We start from the raw sequence: 25,496 nt of genomic DNA, 5'->3' as shown, positions 1-25,496 counted from the left end.
GTCCATCGCTTCTCTTCGAATGGCGTTTCGCTGCGCCGTGGGCGCAGCTTTGCCTGAAGAAACGTGGACGCTGCGGGCGGACGGCAGTCGTCGTGATGTGGTGGGCAATGGCGCCTGTCCAATCCCGGGCAGTTCAGGGCTTGCGTGCAAGCCCCGGCCGGAGGCTTGCCTTCAGAAACGCACAGGAGCGCAACGATGAGCGTATACAACCGCCGCCGCTTTCTGCAGCACAGCGGCTCCATGGTCTTACTGAGTGCCGCATCGGGGATGGCAGCCTTGCCCCGCCAGGCTTACGCCCAAGACACCGTCAAACTGGGCCTGCTGCATTCCCTGTCCGGCACCATCGCCATCGCCGAGGCTTCGCTGGTGGACGCGGAAAAGCTGGCGATCGAAGAGATCAACGCCGCGGGCGGCGTGATGGGCCGCAAGATCGAACCCGTGGTCGAAGACGGCGCGAGCGAGAACGCGGTGTTCGCCGAGAAGGCGCGCAAGCTGCTCGACCGCGACAAGGTCGCGGCCATCGTGGGCTGCTATACCTCGGCCTCGCGCAAGGCCTTGCTGCCCGTGCTCTCGCGCAGCAAGGGCCTGCTTTACTACCCGACCTACTACGAGGGCCAGGAGCAGGATGCGCGGGTGTTCTACCCGTCGCAGGAAGCCACGCAGTCCGTGATCGCGGCGGTGGAGTGGATGGCGCGAGAAAAGGGCAAGACCTTCTTCCTGGTCGGCTCCGACTACATCTATCCGCGCACCTGCAACAAGATCGCCAAGCCGGCCATCGCGCGCATGAACGCCAAGGTGGTGGGAGAAGAGTACGCGCCGCTGGGGCACACGGAATTTTCTTCCATCATCAACAAGATCAAGGCGGCCAAGCCCGAGTGCATCTACAGCACCGTGGTGGGCGGTTCGAACGTGGCGTTCTACAAGCAGCTGCGCGCGGCCGGCCTGGACGGAACCCGCGTCGTGCTGCTGTCCACGGTGGTGTCCGAGAACGAGATCGAAGGCATAGGCAAGGACAACGCGGCGGGTTACTACGCCTGCATGGGTTATTTCCAGAGCCTGCAGAATCCGGCCAACGAAAAGTTCGTCAAAGCGTTCAAGGCCAAGTACGGCCAGGACCGCGTCATCGGCGACCCGATGGAGGTTGCCTACAACAGCGTGTACCTGTGGAAGCTCGGCGTGGAGAAGGCCGGTTCGTTCGATCCCGACAAGGTGATCGCGGCCTCGGCGGGTCTCACATTGCAAGCGCCGGAGGGCACCGTGCGCGTGCATGAAACCAACCATCACGTCTGGAAGAAGGTACGCGTGGGCAAGGCCCGGCCCGATGGGCAGTTCGACATCGTCTGGGAATCGGCGGACCTGATCGAACCCAATCCCTTCCCGAAGCTGTAGCGCGCGCTGGCGGATGCGCGCGAGCCCATGGCCGGCGGCGATGCCGCCGGCACAGCCTGGAACGTGACCATGAATCTCGACATTGCGGCAATGCAGTTTTTCAACGGGATCAGCCTCTTCAGCATTCTTCTGCTGATGGCGATCGGCCTGGCCGTCGTGTTCGGCCTGATGGGCGTCATCAATATGGCCCACGGCGAACTGATGGCCATGGGGGCCTACACGACCTATCTGGTCTCGGCGGCGTTCCAGCATTGGGCGCCGGGCTGGATGGACGTTTATCTGTTCGCGGCCATTCCGCTGGCGTTCCTGGTTACCTTCGCATTTGGCTATGTGCTTGAGCGCGGCTTCATACGCTGGTTCTACAACCGTCCGCTGGACACGCTGCTGGCGACCTGGGGCTTGAGCCTGATCCTGCAGCAAGCCTACCGCTCGATATTCGGCGCGCAGGAGGTCAGCGTGCCGCTGGCCTCCTGGCTCAGCGGCGCGTGGGAGCCCACGCCCGACCTGCAGTTCCCGCTGAACCGCATTTTCATCCTCGGCCTGACATTGCTGGTGGCCGTGGGCGTGTACCTGCTGCTTTATCGCAGCGCCTGGGGCCTGCGGGTGCGCGCCGTCACGCAGAACCGCGCGATGGCAGGCGCCGTCGGCATCAACACGCGGCGCGTGGACGCGCTGACCTTCGCGCTGGGTTCCGGCCTGGCGGGGATCGCCGGCTGTGTCTTCACCATGATCGGGTCGACCAACCCCGGCACCGGCCAGCTCTACATCGTCGACTCGTTCATCGTGGTGGTGTTCGGCGGCGTGCAGAGTCTGTTGGGAACGGCGTTTTCCGGCCTGGCCATCGCGCAGTCGCAGACCACGCTGGAATACCTGATGAGCGGCTCGATGGCCAAGGTCACGATCCTGGTCCTGGTGATCGTAGTGCTCTATTTCCGCCCAAACGGGCTGTTCGCCAATAAGACTCGGGGGTGATGCGATGAAGGCCCTGCACCGGAAAACCGAAGAGATCGCGATCCTGCTGGTCGCGGCGCTGATCCTGGCTGTGCTGCCCCTGTCGCTGGATCCGTTCCGGCTGAACCTGGTCGGCAAGTACATGGCGTTCGCCTTCGTGGCGATAGGCATCGTGCTGACCTGGGGCTACAGCGGCGTGTTGAGCCTGGGGCAAGGCATATTCTTCGGGCTGGGCGGCTACATGATGGCCATGTTCCTGAAGCTGGAGGCTTCCGCGCCGGAACTGCCCGACTTCATGGTGTGGAGCAGCGTGGATAGCCTGCCGGTCTGGTGGCAGCCGTTCCACTCGCTGACGCTGACGCTCTTGCTGATCGTGGTCCTGCCGGGCCTGGCCGCCTATCTGTTTTCCTTGGCAATTTTCCGCAAGCGGGTCAGCGGGGTGTACTTCGCCATCGTGACGCTGGCCCTGGCGATGACGCTGACTGTCCTCATCATCGGCCAGCAGGGAGACACGGGCGGGGCCAATGGCATTACCGACTTCCGCACGCTGCTGGGCTGGGACATCGTCGGCGACGATGGCAAGCAGGCGCTGTACTTCATCGAGGCTGGGGCGCTGATCGTGGCGATGTTGGCGGCGCTGGCGATCGTGCGCAGCCGGTTGGGCAAGATCCTGATCGCCATCCGCGACCGCGAGGACCGCGTGCGCTTCTCGGGCTACGACACGGCGCACGTGAAAGCCTGCATTTTCGCGGTGGCTGCGGTCCTTTCGTCCATCGGCGGCGCATTCTTCACCCTGCAGGTGGGCCTGATCTCCCCGGGAGCGATCGGCGTGGTGGCGTCGATCGAAATGGTGATCTATGCCGCGGTCGGCGGCCGCCTGTCGATTCCCGGAGCCGTGGTTGGCGCCTTGCTGATCGGCTTTCTCAAATCCTATCTGTCCGAGACCTTCCCGGAAGTGTGGCTGTACTTCCTGGGCGCCATCTTCATTGCGGTGGTCGTGATCATGCCCAACGGCCTGGCCGGCGTGTTCGGCCAGATCCAGGCGCGCCGCGCCGCGGGGAGCGCGCGATGAGCGCCACCCTGGACCTGCAGGAGCCCGCCAGCATGGACATGAGCAGCGACCGCCCGGCGCCGGGCGCCATCCTGAGCGTCGAGGATCTGACAGTCTCGTTCGACGGCTTTCGGGCCGTGGACGGGCTGAGCCTGCGCGTGGCACAGGACGAACTGCGCGTCATCATCGGCCCCAACGGCGCGGGCAAGACCACGCTGCTGGACATCATCTGCGGCAAGACCCGGCCGTCCGCGGGCCGAGTGATGTTCCAGGGCCGCGACCTGGTGCGGATGGCGGAATTCGACATTGTGCGCGCCGGCGTGGGACGCAAGTTCCAGACGCCATCGGTCTACGAAGACCTGACCGTGCTGGAGAACTTCGAGATCTCGTTGCCCAACGCGCACGGCGTGGTCCGCTCGTTGCGGTTCCGGCGTACGGCCGACATCCGCGAGCGCATCCAGGACATGGCCGCACAAGTGTTTCTGCAGGACCGCCTGGCGGAGAAGGCGGGCCGCCTGAGCCACGGGCAGAAGCAATGGCTGGAGATCGGCATGCTGCTGATGCAGAGCCCGCAGCTGCTATTGCTGGATGAACCGGTGGCCGGCATGAGTCCGCGCGAACGCGAACAGACCGCCGAGCTGTTGGCGCGGATCTCGCGCGGCAAATCGATGGTCGTCATCGAGCACGACATGGATTTCGTCAAGCGCATCGCGCACAAAGTCACCGTGCTGCACCAGGGCCGGCTGCTGAGCGAAGGCACCGTGGCCGAGGTGCAAGCCGATCCGCGCGTGCTGGATGTGTACCTGGGCCATTGATAGGAGGGCGCGCCGTGTTCCAGATCGACAAGCTGAACGTGAGTTACGGGGAATCCCACGTCGTTCACGACGTGTGCTTCGACGTGGCGCCCCGGGAATCCGTGGCCATCATGGGCCGCAACGGCATGGGCAAGACCACCTTGCTCAAGGCGCTGATCGGCATGCTGCGGTCGGGCTCGGGCAGCATCCGGCTGGACGGCGTGGAACTGGCGGGCATGGAGAGCTACCAGCGTGTACGCAATGGGCTGGCCTTCGTGCCGCAGGGCAGGATGATCTTCCCGTTCCTGACCGTGGAGCAGAACATCCTGACGGGCGCCGAGCGCAGCGGGCTCAAGGCCGTGCCGGAATACCTGTACCGGTTTTTTCCGGTCCTGCATGAGATGCGCCGGCGCAAAGGCGGCAACCTGTCCGGCGGACAGCAGCAGCAATTGGCGATCGCCCGGGCGCTCATTTCCGATCCGCGCGTGCTGATCCTGGACGAGCCTACCGAGGGCATCCAGCCTTCCATTATCAAGGACATCGCGCGGGTCCTGAATGCGCTGCGCGAGGAACGCGGCTTCGCCATCGTCGTGTCGGAACAGATGTTGGGCTTCGCATTGGACCTGGCCGACCGCTTCCTGGTGATAGATCGGGGCCGCATCGTGCATGAGGCGTGCCGCGAGAACCTGGACCAGGAAAAAGTCAGATCTTTCCTGACGGTATGACCGTCAACCACCGAGGAGCATTGTCATGAGACATGGAGATATCTCCAGCAGCAACGATTGCGTGGGCGTGGCCGTCGTGAACTACAAGATGCCGCGGCTGCACACCCGCGCGGAGGTGATGGAGAACGCCCGCAAGATCGCCGACATGGTCGTGGGCATGAAGCGCGGCCTGCCCGGCATGGACCTGGTCATCTTCCCCGAGTACTCGACCCACGGCATCATGTACGACGCCAAGGAAATGTACGAAACCGCGTCGGCCATTCCGGGCGAAGAGACCGCGGTGTTCGCCGACGCCTGCCGCAAGGCCAACGTCTGGGGCGTGTTCTCGCTGACGGGGGAGCGCCACGAAGAGCACCCCAACAAGGCGCCCTACAACACGCTCATCCTGATGAACAACAAGGGCGAGATCGTACAGAAGTACCGCAAGATCATGCCCTGGGTGCCGATCGAAGGCTGGTATCCGGGCGATTGCACCTATGTGTCGGAAGGCCCCAAGGGCTTGAAGATCAGCCTCATCATTTGCGACGACGGCAATTACCCCGAGATCTGGCGCGATTGCGCCATGCGCGGCGCGGAACTGATCGTACGCTGCCAGGGCTATATGTACCCGGCCAAGGATCAGCAGGTCATGGTGTCCAAGGCCATGGCGTGGATGAACAACGTCTATGTGGCGGTGGCCAACGCCGCGGGTTTCGATGGCGTCTATTCCTACTTCGGCCATTCGGCCATCATCGGCTTCGACGGCCGCACGCTGGGCGAATGCGGCGAGGAAGACATGGGCGTGCAGTACGCCGAGCTGTCGACCAGCCTGATCCGCGACGCGCGCAAGAACATGCAGTCGCAGAACCACCTGTTCAAACTGGTGCATCGCGGCTACACCGGCAAGATCAATTCCGGCGAGGAGGCCACGGGCGTCGCGGCCTGCCCCTACAACTTCTACGCCAACTGGATCAACGATCCGGAGGGCACGCGCAAGATGGTCGAGTCCTTTACCCGGTCCACGGTGGGCACGCCGGAGTGCCCGATGGAAGGCATTCCCAACGAGGACGCAAAGCATCGCTAGGCGCGCCTGCCGATCATCCGGTCCGTCCGGCCTGCCGTGCCGGACGGACGCTTTCCGAGGACATGAACCGTGCCGTCTCCGCTCGATACCTACCGGATTGCGCAAGAACCCTTTTACCGCCCGACGGGGCGGGAAACCGCGTTGTACGAACATGCGTACGCGCATCGGCTGCCAATAATTCTGAAGGGTCCCACCGGCTGCGGCAAGACGCGGTTCGTGGAGTACATGGCCTGGAAGCTGGGCCGGCCGCTGGTCACGCTGGCGTGCAACGAGGACATGACGGCCTCTGATCTGGTGGGCCGCTACCTGTTGGACGCCGACGGCACCGCCTGGCATGACGGCCCACTGACGCTGGCGGTACGCCATGGCGGCATCTGCTACCTGGACGAGATCGTGGAGGCGCGCCAGGACACGACGGTCGTCATCCATCCGCTGACCGATGCGCGGCGCATCCTGCCCCTGGACAAGAAGGGCGAGGTGGTGCGAGCCCATCCGGATTTCCAGTTGGTGGTGTCCTACAACCCTGGCTACCAGAGCAGCGCCAAGGACCTCAAGCCCTCCACCCGGCAGCGTTTCGTGGCGCTGGATTTCGACTATCCGGAACCCGGGCACGAGGCCGAAATCGTGGCGCACGAGGCGGGCATAGCCGTCGGGCTGGCGGACCGGCTGGTGCGGATCGCGCACAGTTCGCGCGAGCTCAAGCGCCATGGGCTGGACGAGGGCGTGTCCACCCGCATGCTGATCTACGCCGGCATCCTGATCCGCGACGGCGTCAGTCCCGCCGAGAGCTGCGACATGACGATGACGCGTGCGCTGACTGACGACCCCGACATGGCGGCCGCGCTGCGGGCGCTGGTCGATGCGAACCTGGAATGAACATGCGAGCCGTCCTGTCCGCGGGGGAGGGAGCCGGCGCCGGCGCACGCCTGGCAGGCACGCTGGACGACAAGTTGCGCCGCCTGGCCGCGCGCAGCGGCGAGGACCAGGCCGCGGCAGTGCGGCGCTGGATCGACTTGCTGCACGACGAAGACGCGGAGTGCGCCGCAGCCGTGGCGGAGCGGCTCGACCAGTTGATGGCGAAGCTGACGGCGGGCGGGCTGGGGCGCTGGATGCTGGCGGGCCTGCGGCGCTACGAACGCCAGCCCGCCTTGCTGCGCGCCTACTTCCAGTTGCGCGATGCCTATGCGCGCGAGGCCCTGAACGGCGAAGCGGGCGCGCAGGATCTGGAAGCCGCGCAGGCGCGGCTGTCATGGCTTCTGTGCGGCCTTTCGGGCAGAGCCATGGGGGTCGAAGCCTTGCGGCGTCCGGCGCTGGACGGTCCGCCTTCGCGCCCCATTCTCGCACCTACGCATCTGCTGGTGCCGGACAGCTACACCGTGCTGGACGGCGCCGACCGCTGGGCGCTGTACCGCGCGGCCGTGGCGCATGCGGCGGCCCATCTGCGCTATTCGCCGGCGGCGCAACCGGTCGCGAGCCTGAAGCCCATGGGCGTGGCAGTGGTGTCCGCCATTGAGGACGCGCGAGTGGAGCGGCTGCTGGCCGTGGACTATCCCGGCGTGCGCCGCTGGTTCCTACCGTTCGCGCCGCCGCCGCCCGATCCTGCGGACCTGGGGTTCGCGGCGCTGATCCAGCGCATGAGCCGTCTGCTGATGGACCCGTCGCTGCGCGACGACAACCACTGGGTGAACAAGGCGCGGGCATTGTTCGAGGCGCAGTCCGCCGACCTGCGGGACACGGCGGCCTTTCGCCGCCTGGCGTCGGTACTGGCGAACGACCTGGGCCAGATGCGGGTGCGCTTCAATCCGCAGCAATACGCCGTGCCGGTCCCTTACCGCGACGACAACGCCTACCTGTGGGACTACGGCGACGCGGCCGAACCGCCGCCTGAACTGACCCTGGGTTCGCAGGGGATGGCGCCCGAGCCCCGCGACGCGGCGCCGCAAGGGCAGGAAGACGTACAGCAAGCTGCCGACGAAACGGAACTGGGGCGCTATCGCTATCCGGAATGGGACTACAAGCTGGGCCGCAGCCGGCCGGACTGGTGCACCGTGATCGAGAAGCTGCCCGGCTGGAACGGCACGGCGCCGCCTGCGCCCGCCGCTCCTGTGCAACGCCTGGCCTTGCCGCAGTCGCGACGCCTGAGCCGCGCGCGCCGCCTGAGGCGGCAATGGGAGGGCGATGACATCGACCTGAACGCCGCGATCGAGGTCCTGATCGACCGGCGCCTGGATCTGGCGCCCGACGCCCGCTTCTTCATGCGGCCCGGCAGCCAGCCCTGCGCCAGCAGCACGCTGGTGCTGCTGGACCTGTCGGCTTCGGCCAACGACCTGGCATCCGACGCCGGGACGACGGTGCTGGATCTGGAGAAGCAGGCAGCGATGCTGCTGGCGCAGGCCACATCGGGCGAAGGCGACAGGATTGCCGTGCACGGCTTCTGTTCGGATACGCGGGCGGCGGTGTATTACTACCGGCTGCTGGAGCCCGGCGCTCCGGTGGCGACGGCGCTGGGCCGCATAGGCGCGGCCCAGGCCCGCTATTCGACGCGCCTGGGCGCGGCGCTGCGGCATGCAGGCGGGCTGGCGCTGCTCGTCCCGGGGGAGCGGCGCGCCATCATCGTCGTGACCGACGGCGAGCCTTCCGATGTCGACGCGCACGACCCGCGCTATCTGGTGGACGACGCGCGCGAGGCGGTGCTGGAATTGCGCGGGCGCGGCGTGAGCGTGCATTGCGTTGCGCTGGACGCCAAGGCCGAACCGCAGCTGCGCGCCATGTTCGGCTTTCGCGGCTACCGGATCGTGACGAACCCGGCGGCGCTGCCGCAGGCGCTGGTCCGCGTCTATGCCAGGGCGGCGCCGTGACGACCCCAGGAATCCACGTGTTGACGGCGGCTGCGGCTGTGCTGAAACTGATGAACTCGAAAAAGGATGGATGTCCGCGCCAGCGGGCCTCCCGATCATGGCAAACAAAGATCCCATCCGTGTAGGCGTGTTGTTCTCTGAAACGGGGGCCACATCGACCATAGGCCGTTCCCAGCTGCAAGGCACGCTGCTGGCCATCGACGAGATCAACGAGGCGGGCGGCGTCGACGGCCGTGAGATCGTGCCGGTGCGTTACGACCCGAGGTCGGACCCCGCCACCTACAGCGTGCTGGCCGAAAAGCTGATCACGCAAGACCGCGTAAACGTCATATTCGGCTGCTATATGTCCAGCAGCCGCAAGGCGGTGCTGCCGGTGGTCGAGAAGTGGAACCGGCTGCTGTTCTACCCGACGCTGTACGAAGGGTTCGAGTTCTCGAACAACATCATCTATACCGGCGCCGCGCCCAACCAGAACAGCGTGCAACTGGCGGAGTTCATGACCGCCAACTTCGGCGCCCGGGTCTACCTGATCGGCTCGGACTACATCTATCCCTACGAGTCCAACCGCATCATGGGCGAACTCGTGTTGCAGCGGCAGGATAGCGCCAAGCTCGGCGAGCGCTACGTGCCCTTGACCGCGACCGAGCGCGATTACCGGGAAATTCTGGACGACATCCGCAACAAGCGCCCGGACTTCATCTTCTCCACCGTGGTCGGCAACTCCACCGCTTGCCTGTACCGCGCCTACGCGGACGCGGGCTTCGATCCGAAGACCATGCCCATCGCCAGCCTGACGACCTCCGAAGCGGAGATCTCGCAGATGGAGCCCGAGGTCGCAGCCGGCCATTTCACCTCCGCGCCGTACTTCCAGTCCATCGATTCCGACATCAACCGGCGCTGCCTGGAACGCTTGCGGCGGCGCTTCGGCCACGATTGCGTGCCCAATCTTTGCTGGGAAGCGGCGTACTTCCAGATGCACATCTTCGCCAACGCCTTCCGCGACACTGGCACCGACGAGATCGCGCAAATTCTGCCGCGCGTGCTGCAAAGCGAATTCCAGGCGCCCCAGGGCCGGGTGCGCATCGATCCCACCAATCATCACACTTGCCTGTATCCGCGTGTCGGCCGGGTCAATGCCAAGGGCCAATTCACCATCGTGCGCGAGGCCACGCGGTCCGTGCATCCCGATCCGTACCTGGTCACCCATTCGCTGGGCGACTGGACGGCCACCCTGAGCTCGCTGGACATCTGATGGGCGATACCGCCAGCCGCCAGCGCGCGGAGCGCGCGACGCCTTCCCTGCTCAAGGACCTGCGCACGCTGCGGATCGCGGTCTATCATCCCGACGACGCCGACGGCCGCCAGTTGACGCAACAGCTTCAGCGCATCGGCTGTCAGGTCCAGACCTTCTGGCCGCCGGCGCCCACCCTGCCCGAAGGGCTGGACGCGGTATTCCTGGCCGTGCGGCCGGACGTGATCGACCTGGGCTTCGAATGGGCCAAGAGCGACGACGCGCCCATGGTCATTGCCATCGTCACCTACGAGAATCCGACCATCGTCGAGGCCGTGCTGCGCATCGGCGCGAAAGCGGTGCTGCCTTCGCCCGTGCGCTCATTCGGCCTGCTGTCTTCGCTGGTGGTGGCGCGCCAGGTCTATGACGACATCAAGTCGCATGCCCGGCGCCTGCGCAAGCTCGAGGGCAAGCTGCTGGGCGTGCGCCGTATCGCGGAGGCCAAGAGCATCCTCATGCGCACGCGCAACGTCACCGAGGACCAGGCCTACGACCTGATCCGCGAGCAGGCCATGAACAAGCGCGTCACCACCGAGGAAATCGCGGGCGCCATCGTCAACGCCAACGAGATCCTGTCGCTGGGCAAGTAGGGCGCCCCGCGCCGGCTCAGTACTTGCCGGTCAGCAGCTCGCCCGCGTTGGGCACGCGCGCTTCCAGGTCCAGCACCTTCAGCATCCGGTAGACCGTCGCTGCGGCGGCCGTCACCACCGGCAGGCCCAGGCGATCCTGTGTCGGCTGGATCGATGCCAAGGACGGCATCTGCACGCAGGCGGACAACACCACCGCGTCCACGCCGCGCGTGTTCAGGCGCTCCACATGGCTGGCAGGCGCCATCGGATCCTGCGCGCCGACCTTCAGATTGTCCGGGATCTCCAGCGACAGGCTGTCCTGCACCTCGATGCCTTCGTTTTCGATGTAGTCCACCACCAGCTTGGTCAGCGGCTTCATATAGGGCGTCAGGATCGAGACCTTGCGCGCGCCAATGGCGTGCAGGCCTTCCACCAGCGCGCCCGCGCTGGAGATCACCGGCGCCGGCGCGCCGTTGTCCACCGTGGCCTGGTGCAGGCGTTCCTGAGAGACGCGGTGATAACCCAGTCCCTGGCTCATGATCGCCACCAGGCAGGCATAGCCCAGCACGTCCACCCGCGCGTCGGACAGTTCCTGCGCGCAACGGTCCGATTCGCGGTCCATCGACGCCAGTTCCGCTGCCGTCACCTGCTTCATGCGCATGCGGCTGGAATGGAAGGTGAAACGTTCCGGCGCAATGGTCTCGCGCAGGCGCAGCATGGCCGGGATCTCGGTTTCCATGGTGGTATTGGAACTGGGCACGATCTGGCCGATGCGCAGGGCGCGGTGGGAAGTGGTCATGGCGATGCTCCTCGAAAGGCGTAAGAGGGGCCGGCCCGCTGCGATGCGCGGGAGTTCGGCGATACGGAATGCGGATGTCAGCCGATGGCGGAGCCTGCGGCGGCTAGCGCCGGTCTCATGGCAGGTCCCCGGATGTGCTCGTGTGCTCTATCGGCAGGACTTATTCTGGTCGCCGGGAACGATATTTTCCAATATAGTTTTTATCTGGTTTGATATCTTTCCCAAATAACTGACCGCCATGGAAATCCGCCAACTGCGCTATTTCGCCGTGCTGGCCGAAGAACTCAACTTCACCCGCGCCGCCGCACGCCTGCACATTTCGCAACCGCCGCTCAGCCTGCAGATTGCGCAGCTGGAGCGCGAACTAGAGGTCAAGCTGTTCGACCGCAACAACCGCCGCGTGACCCTGACCGAAGCCGGCGAAGCTTTCCTCAACGATGTACGCGCGCTCCTCGCCAGTCTGAAGGACGCCACCGTGCGGGTCCGCGCCGTGGACCAGGGCCTGGCGGGCCGCATCGAAGTGGGCCTGTCCGGATCGCACTTCATGGGCCCAGTCCCCGCCTTGATCGCGCGCTACAAGGCGTCCCATCCCCAGGTCTCCGTGCTGCTCAACGAAATGAATCCCGCCGCGCAACTGGACGCGCTGCGCGGACACCGCATCGACGTCAGCATCTCCCGCACCGCCGTCGACGACGAGGAACTACAGTCCATGCCCCTATGGCCCGATCCCGTCGTGGCCGTGCTCCCCAAGGGCCACCCCCTCTCCGCTCGCAAGCGGCTGGAGCTGAAGGACCTGGCCGGCCAAGCCTTCGTCATGCTGCGCCAGGACACGTCGGCCTTCGCCCGCACCCTGGCCGAAACCTGCGCCCGCGCCGGCCTGCCCCTGTCCGCCGCCCAAACCGTCGCCGAAGTCCCGGCGCAACTGGCGCTCGTCGCCGCAGGCCTGGGCGTGGCCCTGGTTCCGCGTTCCACCTGCCGCCATGCCACCGACCGGGTCGCCATCTGCAGCCTGCCCGCCAATATCTCCCGCGCCATGGTCTACGCCGTCACCCGCAGGCTGGGCAGGAGACGCGCGTTGGATACGTTCTTGCAGACTGCGGCGCAGATGAAGGAGGAGTGAGGGCGTAATCGCTGACGGTCCAAAAATGTCGTGGCCATACTGATGCCAGACGCCGGAATCCCGGGAACCGTGCGAGGTGCGCCATAACATCCAACGCAACGGTGCCAACGAAGGGCAGTGACCGTCGCGCAGCGTCACCATCCGACGCAAGACTCCGCGTAAGCCCCAGAAGGCCGCCCGCGCGGCCGCCCTGGGGCGGACCCCGCAAGATCTTCGCCAAACCCCAGACCGAGGCCAGAACCCCAAGCACCCAGCTCGTCCCAGCGCCCGTAAAGATTCATACAACCGAGCCCGGCGCGGCGGCCCAGCCGGTGGCGCGGGGCGTCGATAAGCCCAAGGGAATCCGTAGGGAGCCGAAGGCGTACGAGGATGACGCAGGGGCAGTCCGGAGCGTAGGCTCCGGACCGCAATCGTTGCCCCGCGCCACCGGCTGGGCCGCCGCGCCGGGCGGCCTTAAGAATCCAAACCCGGCCGCCCAAAAAACAAGGACCGTCCCACAACACACGGCCCCCAAAAAAACCGAGCGAAGTAAAAACACTCAACCCGTCAATACACAATCCAAAGCCTCAGGCGGACTCAACCTAACCCGGAACTCCCTCAACTCATCCCGCCGGAACACATGCACAGTAATCCGGTCACCCGCCCGATACTGCGCCAGCAACAGCTCCAGCCCCGCCGGCGCATCCACCCGCAAGCCATCCACCGCCACCAGCACATCCCCGGCAGACAAGCCGCCCTTATGCCCTGCGCCGCCCTCCAGCACCGTCGCCAGCACCAGCGACTCCCCCTGCTTGCGCGTACGCACATCCAGCGAAGGAATATTGGCCGCCGTCTTCCATTGCAGCTTGATGCCCTGCGGCTCCAGCAATTCGGCCAGCGGCACATCCGCCGTCCCATAGGCATGGCGTGCAATGAAGCGCCGAGTATCAACGCCCGTGGCCTCGAGAATCAACGCCGGCAGCCCGTCCTCGGCCAAACCCTGCGGCTTGCCCTGATAAAAGTCACGCCCATACCGGCCCCACAGCAAACGCATCACATCATCCAGCGAGCGCACCCCGTCCGTTTCCCGGCGGATCAGCAGATCCAGTCCCAACGCGACCAGCGCGCCCTTGGTGTAATAGCTGACCAGCGCATTCGGCGAATTCTCGTCCTGCTTGTAATAGCGCGTCCAGGCATCGAATGAACTCTCCGCCACCGACTGCTTCGTACGCCCCGGCGTGCGCGCCACGCTGGTGATGGTCTTGGCCAGCAGACGCAGATAGTCCGGCTGCGTGATCGCGCCTGAACGCAGCAGCAGCAGATCGTCGTAATAGGAAGTGAAACCCTCGAACACCCACAGCAGGCGCGTCAGGTCAGGCTGCGAAAGATCGTAGGGAACAAAGGCTTCCGGCTTGATCCGCTTGACGTTCCAGGTATGGAAATACTCATGGCTCACCAGCCCCAGGAAACCGCGATAGCCCTCGCCCTGGCCCTGCTGGCCCATCACCGGCAAGTCCTTGCGCGCCGTCATCAGCGCCGTGCTGGCGCGATGCTCCAGCCCGCCATAGCCGTCGCCCGTGACCATCGTCATGAACACGTAGCGGTCCGAGCTATCCAGGAAAGGCGCGCGCTTGCTGCGCGGCTCGAAGAACGCGATCTGCGTCTCGCAGATCTTGCGCACGTCTTCCGTGATCCGCGCCAGATCCAGATTGGGCGCAACCCCGGTGAATACCAACTCGTGTTCCGCGCCATGCGCCACGAAACTCGACACCTGCGGCGTGCCCATCTCCACCGGATGATCGATCAGCGCGTCATAGCCGGGCGCCAGGTACAACCCGAAACCATGGCGGCGCGCGGCGCCCTTGTGGCCGCGCGCTTCAGGCAGGCTGGTGTAGACCTTCCAGCCCTGGATCGAACGCGGCGGCGCCAGGTCCACCAGGCACGGCAGATGGTCCTGTCCATGCACCCGCAGGAACACGCTGGTGCCATTGAAAAAGCCGTGAGTCTCATCCAGGTGCGCACCGCGCACCGACAGGTCCCAGGCATAGACTTCGTACTCGACCCGCAGCGGACCCTCGCAGGGCGCGGCCTGCCAGGTGTGGTTGTCGATCTTCTCGACCGGTACGCGTCGCGAGCCCGAATAGGCCGCCAGCGATTCGATCTGGCGCGAGAAATCGCGGATCAGGTAGCTGCCCGGAATCCAGGCCGGCAGCGACAGGCGCTGGCCGCCGGGGGAGGGCGCTGCGATGCTTAGGGTTATCCGGTAGCGGTGTCCGGCCGGGTCGTGGGGCGCGAGGCGGTAAAGTAGCGGCAGAGCGTTGTCTTTTTCCATGGACATATCTTACTTTCATACTTATTCGGAGACATCAATGAGCGAGTCGTTTGTGCTGGTCGAAACCCGGGGCCGCGTCGGCCTGCTGACGCTGAACCGTCCCAAGGCCCTGAACGCCTTGAACGATCAACTGATGGATGAGCTCGGCGCGGCCTTGCTGGCGTTCGAAGCGGATGCCGGTATCGGCGCCGTGGTCATCACCGGCAGCGAAAAAGCCTTTGCCGCCGGCGCCGACATCGGCGCCATGAAAGACTGGTCGTACATGGACGTGTATGGCAACGAATACATCACGCGCAACTGGGAAACGCTCAAGCGCATCAAGAAGCCGGTGATCGCCGCCGTGGCTGGCTACGCCCTGGGCGGCGGCTGCGAACTGGCCATGATGTGCGACATCATCATCGCCGCTGATACCGCCAAGTTCGGCCAGCCCGAAATCAAGCTGGGCGTGATCCCGGGCGCCGGCGGCACCCAGCGCCTGCCGCGCGCGGTGGGCAAGGCCAAGGCCATGGACCTGGCGCTGACCGCCCGCATGATGGGCGCAGAGGAAGCGGAACGCGCCGGCCTGGTGTCGCGCGTGGTTGCGGCCGACAAGCTCATGGAAGAAGCCATGGACGCGGCCACCGTCATCGCCTCCATGTCGCTGCCCTCGGTCATGATGGCCAAGGAATGCGTCAACCGCGCCTTCGAAGGTTCGCTTAACGAAGGCCTGCTGTTCGAGCGCCGCGTGTTCCATTCGCTGTTCGCGACCGAAGACCAGAAGGAAGGCATGGCGGCTTTCACTGAAAAGCGTAAACCGGACTTCAAACACCGTTAATCCTTGTTACGCCCGGGCCTATGGTCCGAGCGCACCCGGATTCGCCCCTCGCGCCCACTCAGGGCGCGATTTTTTTGCATGCATGCTCTAGTGCGCGCCGTGTTGCGCCTTGAAACGCTTGGGCAGCACCTTGTTGCAGAGTTCGGTCCTATCCTGAAAAAGCGTCACCACGAGGTGCCGCGCCAGAGAGGCTTGCCCGAACTGGCAAGCCCGGCGCGGCGGCTCGCTTGCAGACAAAACCAAGAAGGAGCCTTGCATGCGTACATCTATCGCTACCCGCCGGTGGTCCGCCGCGGTTCTCGCCGGCGCGCTGAGCGCCTGCTTCGTTACCGCCGCGCAGGCGCAATCGCCGCGTCCCTCCTTGCGCCTGGTGTCCGAGACGCCATATCCGGCCGCTTCCGCGCCCGCCGCGCAGATGAGCGAGCAAGAGCTGCGCGACATCGCCATCGACGCCTATGTCTACGCCTATCCGATGGTGCTGATGGAGCTGGCGCGCCGCAAGGCCACCGCCGTGCAGACGCCGCTGGACGGCAAGGCGCCGGTGAATCAATTCGGCCACAAGGCCGCCTTCCCGGATCCGCGCGCCGGCGACGTGCCGTGGCCCAGCGCCGATGCGCTCTATTCCAGCCTGTGGTTCGACGTGTCGCGCGCGCCGCTGATCGTGAACCTGCCCGCCACCGGCGACCGCTATATGGTGTTGTCGGCGCTGGACATGTGGAGCGACGTGTTCGCCTCGCGCGGCACGCGTACCAATGGCAACGGCGCCCAATCCTTCGCCATCGTCGGCCCCGGCTGGCAAGGCAGCGTGCCGCCCGGCATGGACGTGATCCACAGCCCCACCGCCACCGGCTGGCTGATCGGCTGGACCCAGGCGGGCGGCCCGCAAGACTACGCGGCCGTCAATCAGATCCAGGCCGGCATGACCGCCAGTCCGCTGGCTGCGTCCGCCACCGCTCGGCCCGCCGTCAACCGCGGCTCCCGCAGCGCTTATCCGCAGACCGGTCCCGGCGTGGGTTCGGCGCCAATCGGCAGCGACCTGCCGCCGCCCATGCCCGTGACGGTACCCGACGGCACGCCTGCCGAGCAGGCCGCGGGCATGGATGCCGCCTCGTTCTTCACGCTGTTCTTCGACGTGATGCGCAACAACCCGCCGCACGCTAATGACACGCCCATCCTGGACCGCATGCGCCGCATCGGCCTGGACAGCCGCCAACCGTTCTCGTATGGCCGCCTGAATCCGGCTGTGCAGCAGGCGCTGGCGCAGGCCCAGCCGCTGGCCGGCCGGCGCATCGCCGATGGCGTGTCGCGCCTGGGCACGCCCATGAACGGCTGGAGCACCGTGCTGTCCGGCATCGGCACCTACGGCACCGACTACACGCGGCGTGCCGCCATCGCCTATGCCGGCCTGGGCGCGCCGACGCCCGAGGACGTGCTCTACCCGGTGACGGTGTCCGATTCCAAGGGCCGCGCGCTGAACTCCAACGAGGACTATGTGCTGCACTTCGACAAGGGCCAGTTGCCGCCGGCGAATGCCTTCTGGTCGCTGCACGTCTACGACGCGAACCACGGTTTTGCCGACAATCCGGCCAACCGCTACGTGCTGCGCAGCACCGACGGCCTGAAGTACAACGCCGACGGCTCGCTGGACATCTACATCCAGCGCCGCGACCCCGGCGAACGCAAGCGTTCGAACTGGATCGCCTCGCCGGCGGCCGATGCGCCGTTCCTGCTCAGCATGCGCCTGTATTCGCCCCAGGATACGGCGCTGGACGGTCTGTGGGCGCCGCCGCCGGTCAAGGAAGACTGACCTTGTTTTGATGGTATAAAGCGCGGCCTCCATTGCGGAGGCCGCGTTGCATGGCGCAGGGTTTGCGCACCGTGCGTTGCGGGCTGATTCGCGTCCCTAATTTCGTCAGATCCAAGCGTTGTTTGCACCTTACAAACGGCCGAAAGTTCATTTGCTAGGGTAAAAAGAATCACGCTATACTCTGCGGGTTTGACGCTTGCGGGATAAGAACACGTAGCGGCTGACAAGTAGCAGGCACGGCGTTGATGAGCCTTTTGAAATCAACGACTTGGCGCCGGCTATGGGAGGCAGCTACGGGCAGCGGGACGCGCCGGTTCTGATAGGGGCAAAGAAGCAAAGCGAGGAAGTTTGATGCAACAGAACTCCATGCAGCAGGAAGTGCGGCAGGGTCCGGTTGAAGGTCAGGGTCAGCAGCAAGCAATGTTTGACCACGACATGACGGATAAAGTTCTGGTTCTCAGTGACGCGGATCGCGCGGCGCTGAATGCTCAAGCAAGCCGCGGGCTCCTGTTGGCATTGGCAGCGCAAGGTGCCATGGGGCTCGCAGCAGCAGTGATAGCGGGGGTTGTCGGAGGGGCGGCGGCAGGTTGGTCGGCGCTGGCGGGGGCGGGAGCGTATTTCATTCCCAATGCGTTGTTCGCATTGCGCCTGGCTGTCAGCGTACGGGCCGGTAAGTCCAGTCCCTTTACCTTTCTCTCTGGTGAGTTGATCAAGTTGTTCGCAACGGCGTTGCTGTTGTGGCTGCTTTCGCGTGTGGCGCAGGACAGCCTCGTATGGCCTGCCGCGCTGCTCGGTCTGATACTCACATTGAAGGGCTATCTCTTGCTCTTGATGTTCCGCAAGTTGTCATAGCGCCGAGCAGGTTTGCGGCAAACGAAATCGTGGAATCGTCCGGTTCGCAAGGGCCGGGCACAGCAAATAGGGTAGGATTCAAATGGCTGCTGCCAGCGACGTGTCGCCTCAGTCCGCGTATATTCAGCACCACCTGGTGCATCTGAACAATACCGGTGAGAAACAGAGCGCTATTGCTCAGTTCGACATCATCAATTACGACTCGTTGTTCTGGTCCGGCCTGATGGGCCTGATCGTCATTTTTTTCCTCTGGCGCGCTGCGCGCCGCGCCACCAACGGCGTGCCGGGCCGCTTCCAGGCCTTCGTGGAAATGATCGTCGACATGGTCGACGACCAGGCCAAGGGCATCGTCCACAACGCCAAGAGCCGTCTCTTCATCGCCCCGCTGGCGCTCACCGTGTTCCTCTGGATCATCCTGATGAACGCGCTGGACCTGCTGCCCGTCGACTTGCTGCCCTCCATCTGGCGTCTGACCGGCCTGGGTGCCGAGCATGGCGACCCTCTCTACTACCACCGCATTCTGCCGACCGCCGACCTGAACGTGCCGATGGGCATGTCGCTGGGCGTGCTGCTGCTGATGTTCTACTACGGCATCAAGATCAAGCACCCGGGCGGCTTCGTCAAAGAACTGTTCACCGCGCCGTTCCATGCGCACGGCATCGGCGCCATTGTGCTGGCTCCGTTCAACCTGCTGCTGAACCTGATCGAATACGCCGCCAAGTCCGTCTCGCTGGGCATGCGGTTGTTCGGCAACATGTTCGCCGGCGAACTGATTTTCATGCTGATCGCCCTGCTGGGCGGCGCCTGGACCGGTTTCAACGGCGCCAGCATCGGCTTGGGCATCGGTCACATCCTGGCCGGTTCCATCTGGGCGATCTTCCACATCCTGATCGTTCTGCTGCAGGCCTTCATCTTCATGATGCTGACGCTGGTGTACCTCGGCCAGGCTCACGAAGGCCACTGATCCCCCGAATTTCCCGTGCTGGCCACCCGGCCAGCACGGGATAGCAAGATTATCTTGCATTGAGCAGTACCCCTTATTTTTCAATTTTTGACTTCAGATTTCTAACCAAGGAGTTGTCATGACCAACGTCGCTTTCGTTGCCCTCGCATGCGGTCTTATCATCGGTCTGGGCGCTATCGGCGCTTGCATCGGCATCGCACTGATGGGCGGCAAGTATCTGGAAGCCTCGGCTCGTCAGCCTGAACTGATGAACGCTCTGCAAACGAAGATGTTCCTGCTGGCTGGCCTGATCGACGCGGCATTCCTGATCGGCGTGGGTATCGCCATGCTGTTCGCCTTCGCCAACCCGTTCGTCGGCTAAGGCACCGCCCGCCGGCGAAAAGGCGGGTCATGACGCTGGCGGCGATGCGGGTGCAAGCTCCGTCGCCGCCTAGCAAAGTATCGAGTGCTCCGTGACGCCCCTTTCCGGGTGCGGTCGGAGCCGCAAGGTGTTAAAGGAACGACCGTGAATCTGAACGCGACGATCATTTTCCAGATGCTCGTGTTCTTCGTTCTGGGCTGGTTCACGATGAAATTCGTGTGGCCCCCCCTGACGAAGGCGATGGACGAGCGCCGCCAGAAAATCGCCGACGGCCTGGCCGCCGCCGAGAAGGGCAAAGCCGATCTGGCTCAAGCCCAGGCGCGCGTCAGTCTGATCGAGGCTTCTGCCAAGTCCGAAAACCACGCCCGCATCATCGAGGCCGAGAAGCAAGCCGCCTCCCTGATCGAGCAGGCCCGCCGTGAAGCGGAAGCCGAGCGCGCCCGCATCGTGGCGCAGGCTGCCCAGGATGCCGCGCAGGAAGTCCAGCGCGCCCGCGACCTGCTGCGCGACGACGTCGCTGCGCTGGCCGTCAAGGGTGCTGAACAGATCCTCAAGCGCGAGGTTGACGCCCGCGCACACGCCGAGCTGCTCAACCAGCTCCGCGCGCAGCTTTAATCCGGGACCGTCATGGCTGAACTTTCCACTGTTGCCCGGCCCTACGCTGAAGCGCTCTTCAGCGCGGCGCGCGACGACCGCGCCGGCTTGCCGGCCTGGTCCGACCTGGTCAGCGAACTGGCTCAGGTCGCCTCCAACCCCGACGTGCGCGAGGCCATGGCCGACCCGCGTCTGGGCGACAAGCAGCGCGTCGAGCTGTTCTCCGGCCTGGTAAAGGCCGAACTGCCTCAAGCCGCCCGCAATTTCATCGAGCTGCTGGTCGAAAACGACCGGTTGCTGCTGCTGCCCGACATCGCCGCGCAATTCGCGGTGCTGCGGAATCGTCACGACGGCACGGCGCAGGCGGAAATCACCAGCGCGTTCGAACTGAGCGATGCCCAGGTCAAAGAACTGGTTACCGCCCTCGAACAAAAATTTGGCCTCAAGCTCAAGCCCAGCGTCACCGTTGATCCGTCGCTGATCGGCGGCGTGCGCGTGGCCGTCGGTGACCAGGTGCTCGATACTTCCGTACAAGCCCAATTGGCCCGCATGCGCGATCAGCTCGCCGCTTAAGGCAACTAACAGGATTCCAGGAGTCAATATGCAACTCAATCCCTCCGAGATCAGCGAACTGCTCAAGAGCCGCATCGAGGGCCTGGGCGCTTCGGCTGATGTCCGTACTCAGGGCACCGTCGTGTCCGTGACCGACGGTATTACCCGCATCCACGGCTTGTCCGACGTGATGCAGGGCGAAATGCTCGAATTCCCCAACAACGTTTTCGGTCTGGCGCTCAACCTCGAGCGTGATTCCGTCGGCGCCGTTATTCTCGGCGACTACACCGGCGTTTCCGAAGGCGACCAGGTCAAGACGACCGGCCGCATTCTGGAAGTTCCGGTCGGTCCCGAACTGAAAGGCCGCGTGGTCAACACGCTGGGCGAGCCGATCGACGGCAAGGGCCCGGTCAACGCCAAGGCCACCGACATCATCGAAAAAGTGGCGCCTGGCGTTATCGCCCGCCGCTCGGTGTCGCAGCCGCTGCAAACCGGCATCAAGGCTATCGACTCGATGGTGCCGATCGGCCGCGGCCAGCGCGAACTGATCATTGGCGACCGCCAGACCGGCAAGACCGCCGTCGCTGTCGACACCATCATCAGCCAGAAGGGCAAGGGCGTCACCTGCGTGTACGTCGCTATCGGCCAGAAGGCTTCCACGATCAACAACGTGGTCCGCAAGCTGGAAGAGCACGGCGCGATGGAATACACCATCGTCGTGGCCGCTTCGGCCTCCGACTCGGCCGCCATGCAGTACCTGGCCGCCTACGCCGGCTGCACGATGGGCGAATACTTCCGCGATCGCGGCGAAGACGCCCTGATCGTTTATGACGACCTGACCAAGCAAGCCTGGGCCTATCGCCAGGTCTCGCTGCTGCTGCGCCGTCCGCCGGGCCGCGAAGCCTACCCGGGCGACGTGTTCTACCTGCACTCGCGCCTGCTGGAACGCGCTGCCCGCGTCAACGAAGAGTACGTCGAGAAGTTCACCAACGGCGCCGTCAAGGGCCAGACCGGTTCGCTGACCGCGCTGCCGATCATCGAAACCCAGGCAGGCGACGTGTCGGCCTTCGTTCCGACCAACGTGATCTCGATCACCGACGGCCAGATCTTCCTGGAAACCGACCTGTTCAACGCCGGTGTCCGCCCCGCAATCAACGCCGGTATTTCGGTGTCGCGTGTGGGTGGCGCTGCTCAGACCAAGGTCGTCAAGAAGCTGTCCGGCGGTATCCGTACCGACTTGGCGCAGTACCGTGAACTGGCCGCCTTCGCGCAGTTCGCTTCCGACCTGGACGACGCGACCCGTCGCCAGCTGGAACGCGGCAAGCGCGTGGTGGAACTGCTCAAGCAGCCGCAATACCAGCCGCTGCAAGTGTGGGAACTGGCCGTCACGCTGTACACGGTCAACAACGGCTACCTGGATGAAGTGGACGTGGCCCAAGTGCTGTCGTTCGAGAAGTCGCTGAAGGATCAACTGAAGGCCAAGCATGCGGCCCTGATCCAGCGCATCGAAGACACCAAGGAACTGTCCAAGGATGACGAGGCCGAACTGGCCGCCGCCATTCAGGAATTCAAGAAGCACGGTGCTTTTTAAGAAAGTGATGGGTTAGGCGTCCGCGACGCCTCACCCATCCTTCCCGGATGGATGAGGCGCCAGCGGAACCCATCGGCCAGTCTTCACAGGAAAGCGCAATGCCCGGAATTAAGGAAATCCGAACCAAGATCAAGAGCGTGCAAAACACGCGCAAGATCACCAAGGCGATGGAAATGGTCGCCGCATCCAAAATGCGCAAGGCGCAGGAGCGGATGCGTGCAGGCCGTCCGTACGCCACCAAGGTGCGCGAGATTGCTGCGCACCTGATGCAGGCCAACCCCGAATACAGCCACCCGTACCTGGTCGAACGCGAAATCAAAGCGGTCGGCGTGGTCATGGTGACGACCGACAAGGGTTTGTGCGGCGGCTTGAACACCAACATCACCCGCGTGACGTTGGGCAAGCTGAAAGAGTTCGAGAAGAACGGCATCGCCGTGCAAGCGACCGCTTTCGGCAACAAGGGCGTGGGCGTGCTGACGCGCATCGGCGCCAAACTGGTTTCCCAGGAAGTGCAACTGGGCGACAAGCCGCAACTCGACCGCCTGCTGGGCGCGATCAAGGTGCAGCTGGACGCCTACCTGGAAGGCCGCATCGACGCGCTGTACGTGGCTTCGACCCGCTTCGTCAACACGATGAAGCAGGAGCCGCTGTTCCTGCGTCTGCTGCCCCTGGCCAGCGGTTTGGATGATCCGTACCAGATGGGTGCCGAGAAGCTGGCCAAGACCTCGGAAGTGAAGTCGGACTACAGCTGGGATTACATCTACGAACCCGACGCCCGTAGCGTGATCGACGACCTGCTGCAGCGTTACGTTGAAGGCCTGCTGTACCAAGCCGTGGCCGAGAACATGGCTTCGGAGCAGTCGGCCCGGATGGTCGCCATGAAGGCGGCGTCGGACAACGCCAAGAAGGTCATCGGCGATCTGCAACTGGTCTACAACAAGACCCGTCAGGCCGCGATCACCAAAGAAATTTCGGAAATCGTAGGGGGCGCTGCCGCCGTTTGAGGCAGGCAGCATCCCGTCACAAGCTATCAAGCAAGGAATCGACATGAGCAACGGAACCATCGTTCAGTGCATCGGCGCCGTGGTGGATATTCAGTTCCCCCGCGATCACATGCCCAAGATTTACGAAGCGCTTACCCTGGCCGACGAGGGTTCCTCGTTCGCCGAAAAGGGTCTGACGCTGGAAGTGCAGCAACAGCTGGGCGACGGCGTGGTGCGTACCATTGCGCTGGGCTCCAGCGACGGCCTGCGCCGCGGCATGAAGGTCACGGGCACGGGCGCCCCGATCTCGGTGCCCGTCGGCACCGGCACGCTGGGCCGCATCATGGACGTGCTGGGTCGTCCCATTGACGAAGCCGGCCCCATTCAGCACGAAGAAAAGCGCGGCATTCACCAGCCGGCTCCCCGTTTCGACGAACTGTCGCCGTCGGTGGAACTGCTGGAAACCGGCATCAAGGTTATTGACCTGGTTTGCCCGTTCGCCAAGGGCGGCAAGGTCGGCCTGTTCGGCGGCGCCGGCGTGGGCAAGACCGTCAACATGATGGAACTGATCAACAACATCGCCAAGCAGCACAGCGGCTTGTCGGTGTTCGCCGGCGTGGGTGAGCGTACCCGCGAAGGCAACGACTTCTACCACGAAATGGAAGAGTCGAACGTTCTGGACAAGGTTGCGATGGTGTTCGGTCAGATGAACGAACCCCCGGGCAACCGTCTGCGCGTGGCGCTGACCGGCCTGACCATGGCCGAGAAGTTCCGCGACGAAGGCCGCGACATCCTGTTCTTCGTGGACAACATCTACCGCTACACCCTGGCCGGTACGGAAGTGTCCGCACTGCTGGGCCGTATGCCGTCGGCGGTGGGCTACCAGCCCACGCTGGCCGAAGAAATGGGCAAGCTGCAAGAGCGCATCACGTCGACCAAGACCGGCTCGATCACCTCGATCCAGGCCGTGTACGTCCCTGCGGACGACTTGACCGACCCGTCGCCTGCCACGACCTTCCAGCATTTGGACTCGACCGTCGTGCTGTCGCGTGACATCGCCGCTCTGGGTATCTACCCGGCCGTGGACCCGCTGGATTCGTCCAGCCGCCAGCTCGACCCGCAAGTCGTGGGCGAAGAGCACTACGCCGTTGCCCGTGGCGTGCAGCAAACGCTGCAGCGCTACAAGGAACTGCGCGACATCATCGCGATTCTGGGCATGGACGAACTGTCGCCGGAAGACAAGCAGGCCGTGGCCCGCGCTCGCAAGATCCAGCGCTTCCTGTCGCAGCCGTTCCACGTTGCTGAAGTGTTTACCGGTTCGCCCGGCAAGTACGTTCCGCTGGCCGAAACCATCCGTGGTTTCAAGATGATCGTGAACGGCGAGTGCGATGCACTGCCGGAACAGGCCTTCTACATGGTCGGCTCGATCGACGAGGCCTTCGAGAAGGCCAAGAAACTGCAATAAGGAACCGATATGGCTACCCTGCATGTGGATGTCGTCAGCGCAGAGGAAGCGATCTTCTCCGGTGAGGCGAAGTTCGTGGTGCTGCCTGGCGAAGCGGGTGAACTGGGCATTCTGCCCGGCCACACCCCGCTGATTTCGCGCATACGCCCCGGGACGGTCAAGATCGTTCGTGCCGACCAAGGCGAGGAAAACATCTTCGTCGCCGGGGGCATTCTGGAAGTGCAGCCGGGCAGCGTGACGGTTCTGGCCGACACGGCTATCCGTGCCGCCGACCTGGACGAAGCCCGCGCCCTGGAAGCGCGCCAGAAGGCCGAACAGGCCCTGGCCAACGCCAAGGACAAGGCGGACATCGCCGTGGTCGAAGCCGAACTCGCCATGCTGGCTGCGCAAGCCATCGCGGCGCGCAAGCTGCGCCAAGGCGGCCGTTCGCACTAAGCGGCGAAGCTGTGCCCCGGGGTACGCCCCGGACTCGAAGAAAGCGGCCTTTGGGCCGCTTTTTTCATGTCCGAGCCAAGGCTGCGGCATTCGCCTTTGTGCGAGCCGCAATGCGATCACTACGAATAGCTGGCTGGCGGCTGCAACAGTAGCCTTC

At 64.5% G+C, this 25,496-nt stretch carries 24 protein-coding genes; 22 read left to right on the top strand and 2 right to left on the bottom strand.

Going from position 1 to position 25,496, the window contains the following annotated elements; all coding sequences use genetic code 11:
• The first annotated feature begins 195 nt into the window (after window positions 1-195).
• The 10 genes from urtA to AC6LKD_RS20695 all read left to right on the top strand — a co-directional run bounded on the left by urtA (window position 196) and on the right by AC6LKD_RS20695 (window position 10,712).
• The gene (urtA, locus tag AC6LKD_RS20740; RefSeq protein WP_013391110.1) at window positions 196-1,389 is read left to right on the top strand and encodes an urea ABC transporter substrate-binding protein; all 1,194 of its coding nucleotides are present in this window, start codon (window positions 196-198) and stop codon (window positions 1,387-1,389) included.
• 69 nt (window positions 1,390-1,458) lie between these two features.
• Complete coding sequence (gene urtB, locus AC6LKD_RS20735; protein ID WP_041654757.1) at window positions 1,459-2,361, top strand: urea ABC transporter permease subunit UrtB; 903 nt, start codon at window positions 1,459-1,461, stop codon at window positions 2,359-2,361.
• 4 nt (window positions 2,362-2,365) lie between these two features.
• A complete protein-coding gene (urtC, locus tag AC6LKD_RS20730) occupies window positions 2,366-3,412 on the top strand; it encodes an urea ABC transporter permease subunit UrtC (RefSeq protein WP_013391112.1) in 1,047 nt (348 codons plus the stop codon).
• Window positions 3,413-3,444: 32 nt separating this feature from the next.
• Complete coding sequence (urtD, locus tag AC6LKD_RS20725) at window positions 3,445-4,206, top strand: urea ABC transporter ATP-binding protein UrtD (RefSeq protein WP_085947826.1); 762 nt, start codon at window positions 3,445-3,447, stop codon at window positions 4,204-4,206.
• A 14-nt stretch (window positions 4,207-4,220) separates the two neighbouring features.
• Window positions 4,221-4,910 carry an urea ABC transporter ATP-binding subunit UrtE gene (urtE, locus tag AC6LKD_RS20720; RefSeq protein ID WP_013391114.1) on the top strand — a complete coding sequence of 230 codons (690 nt, stop codon included), beginning with the start codon at window positions 4,221-4,223 and terminating at the stop codon, window positions 4,908-4,910.
• A gap of 25 nt (window positions 4,911-4,935) precedes the next feature.
• On the top strand, window positions 4,936-5,973 hold the full coding sequence (locus AC6LKD_RS20715) for an aliphatic amidase (RefSeq protein ID WP_013391115.1): 1,038 nt from the start codon (window positions 4,936-4,938) through the stop codon (window positions 5,971-5,973).
• A gap of 69 nt (window positions 5,974-6,042) precedes the next feature.
• Complete coding sequence (locus tag AC6LKD_RS20710; RefSeq protein WP_498117316.1) at window positions 6,043-6,849, top strand: CbbQ/NirQ/NorQ/GpvN family protein; 807 nt, start codon at window positions 6,043-6,045, stop codon at window positions 6,847-6,849.
• A 2-nt stretch (window positions 6,850-6,851) separates the two neighbouring features.
• Window positions 6,852-8,831, top strand: coding sequence for a nitric oxide reductase activation protein NorD (locus tag AC6LKD_RS20705; protein WP_237709972.1), 1,980 nt, complete (start codon window positions 6,852-6,854; stop codon window positions 8,829-8,831).
• A gap of 97 nt (window positions 8,832-8,928) precedes the next feature.
• The gene (locus AC6LKD_RS20700) at window positions 8,929-10,083 is read left to right on the top strand and encodes a transporter substrate-binding domain-containing protein (protein ID WP_013391118.1); all 1,155 of its coding nucleotides are present in this window, start codon (window positions 8,929-8,931) and stop codon (window positions 10,081-10,083) included.
• The gene (locus tag AC6LKD_RS20695) at window positions 10,083-10,712 is read left to right on the top strand and encodes an ANTAR domain-containing response regulator (protein ID WP_013391119.1); all 630 of its coding nucleotides are present in this window, start codon (window positions 10,083-10,085) and stop codon (window positions 10,710-10,712) included. The genes AC6LKD_RS20700 and AC6LKD_RS20695 overlap by 1 nt, the downstream gene beginning before the upstream one ends.
• A gap of 16 nt (window positions 10,713-10,728) precedes the next feature.
• On the opposite strand, the gene AC6LKD_RS20690 is transcribed toward AC6LKD_RS20695, so the two are convergent.
• Window positions 10,729-11,490, bottom strand: a complete 762-nt coding sequence (locus tag AC6LKD_RS20690; protein ID WP_498117315.1) for a maleate cis-trans isomerase family protein — start codon at window positions 11,488-11,490, stop codon at window positions 10,729-10,731.
• 238 nt (window positions 11,491-11,728) lie between these two features.
• Between AC6LKD_RS20690 and AC6LKD_RS20685 the strand changes: the two genes are divergently transcribed.
• The gene (locus AC6LKD_RS20685) at window positions 11,729-12,610 is read left to right on the top strand and encodes a LysR substrate-binding domain-containing protein (RefSeq protein WP_013391121.1); all 882 of its coding nucleotides are present in this window, start codon (window positions 11,729-11,731) and stop codon (window positions 12,608-12,610) included.
• A 538-nt stretch (window positions 12,611-13,148) separates the two neighbouring features.
• Here the strand turns inward: AC6LKD_RS20685 and AC6LKD_RS20680 are convergent.
• Window positions 13,149-14,927 carry a M61 family metallopeptidase gene (locus tag AC6LKD_RS20680; RefSeq protein WP_498117314.1) on the bottom strand — a complete coding sequence of 593 codons (1,779 nt, stop codon included), beginning with the start codon at window positions 14,925-14,927 and terminating at the stop codon, window positions 13,149-13,151.
• Between the two features lie 31 nt (window positions 14,928-14,958).
• Here AC6LKD_RS20680 and AC6LKD_RS20675 point away from each other — a divergent pair, with 31 nt between their 5' ends.
• The 11 genes from AC6LKD_RS20675 to AC6LKD_RS20625 all read left to right on the top strand — a co-directional run bounded on the left by AC6LKD_RS20675 (window position 14,959) and on the right by AC6LKD_RS20625 (window position 25,339).
• Window positions 14,959-15,735, top strand: coding sequence for an enoyl-CoA hydratase (locus AC6LKD_RS20675; protein WP_498117313.1), 777 nt, complete (start codon window positions 14,959-14,961; stop codon window positions 15,733-15,735).
• Between the two features lie 256 nt (window positions 15,736-15,991).
• The gene (locus tag AC6LKD_RS20670) at window positions 15,992-17,542 is read left to right on the top strand and encodes a DUF1254 domain-containing protein (protein ID WP_498117311.1); all 1,551 of its coding nucleotides are present in this window, start codon (window positions 15,992-15,994) and stop codon (window positions 17,540-17,542) included.
• A gap of 435 nt (window positions 17,543-17,977) precedes the next feature.
• Window positions 17,978-18,394 carry an ATP synthase subunit I gene (locus AC6LKD_RS20665; RefSeq protein WP_413772869.1) on the top strand — a complete coding sequence of 139 codons (417 nt, stop codon included), beginning with the start codon at window positions 17,978-17,980 and terminating at the stop codon, window positions 18,392-18,394.
• A gap of 82 nt (window positions 18,395-18,476) precedes the next feature.
• Window positions 18,477-19,358, top strand: a complete 882-nt coding sequence (atpB, locus tag AC6LKD_RS20660; protein ID WP_013391128.1) for a F0F1 ATP synthase subunit A — start codon at window positions 18,477-18,479, stop codon at window positions 19,356-19,358.
• A gap of 118 nt (window positions 19,359-19,476) precedes the next feature.
• Window positions 19,477-19,719 (top strand): F0F1 ATP synthase subunit C, encoded by a 243-nt coding sequence (atpE, locus tag AC6LKD_RS20655; protein ID WP_003815363.1) that lies wholly within the window; start codon window positions 19,477-19,479, stop codon window positions 19,717-19,719.
• A gap of 144 nt (window positions 19,720-19,863) precedes the next feature.
• The gene (locus AC6LKD_RS20650; protein ID WP_013391129.1) at window positions 19,864-20,334 is read left to right on the top strand and encodes a F0F1 ATP synthase subunit B; all 471 of its coding nucleotides are present in this window, start codon (window positions 19,864-19,866) and stop codon (window positions 20,332-20,334) included.
• A 12-nt stretch (window positions 20,335-20,346) separates the two neighbouring features.
• The gene (locus AC6LKD_RS20645) at window positions 20,347-20,886 is read left to right on the top strand and encodes a F0F1 ATP synthase subunit delta (protein ID WP_013391130.1); all 540 of its coding nucleotides are present in this window, start codon (window positions 20,347-20,349) and stop codon (window positions 20,884-20,886) included.
• Window positions 20,887-20,914: 28 nt separating this feature from the next.
• Window positions 20,915-22,456, top strand: coding sequence for a F0F1 ATP synthase subunit alpha (gene atpA, locus AC6LKD_RS20640; RefSeq protein WP_013391131.1), 1,542 nt, complete (start codon window positions 20,915-20,917; stop codon window positions 22,454-22,456).
• Window positions 22,457-22,554: 98 nt separating this feature from the next.
• Window positions 22,555-23,460: a F0F1 ATP synthase subunit gamma gene (gene atpG, locus AC6LKD_RS20635; protein WP_013391132.1), complete on the top strand. Its 906-nt coding sequence runs from the start codon at window positions 22,555-22,557 to the stop codon at window positions 23,458-23,460.
• Window positions 23,461-23,503: 43 nt separating this feature from the next.
• Window positions 23,504-24,904 carry a F0F1 ATP synthase subunit beta gene (gene atpD / locus AC6LKD_RS20630; protein WP_013391133.1) on the top strand — a complete coding sequence of 467 codons (1,401 nt, stop codon included), beginning with the start codon at window positions 23,504-23,506 and terminating at the stop codon, window positions 24,902-24,904.
• A 9-nt stretch (window positions 24,905-24,913) separates the two neighbouring features.
• Window positions 24,914-25,339 carry a F0F1 ATP synthase subunit epsilon gene (locus AC6LKD_RS20625; protein ID WP_013391134.1) on the top strand — a complete coding sequence of 142 codons (426 nt, stop codon included), beginning with the start codon at window positions 24,914-24,916 and terminating at the stop codon, window positions 25,337-25,339.
• The last annotated feature ends 157 nt before the right edge of the window (window positions 25,340-25,496 follow it).

Source organism: Achromobacter sp. D7-1 (genome assembly GCF_059760445.1).
Note: the sequence above shows the minus strand (reverse complement) of the source record. Positions and strands in the feature narration are given on the sequence as shown.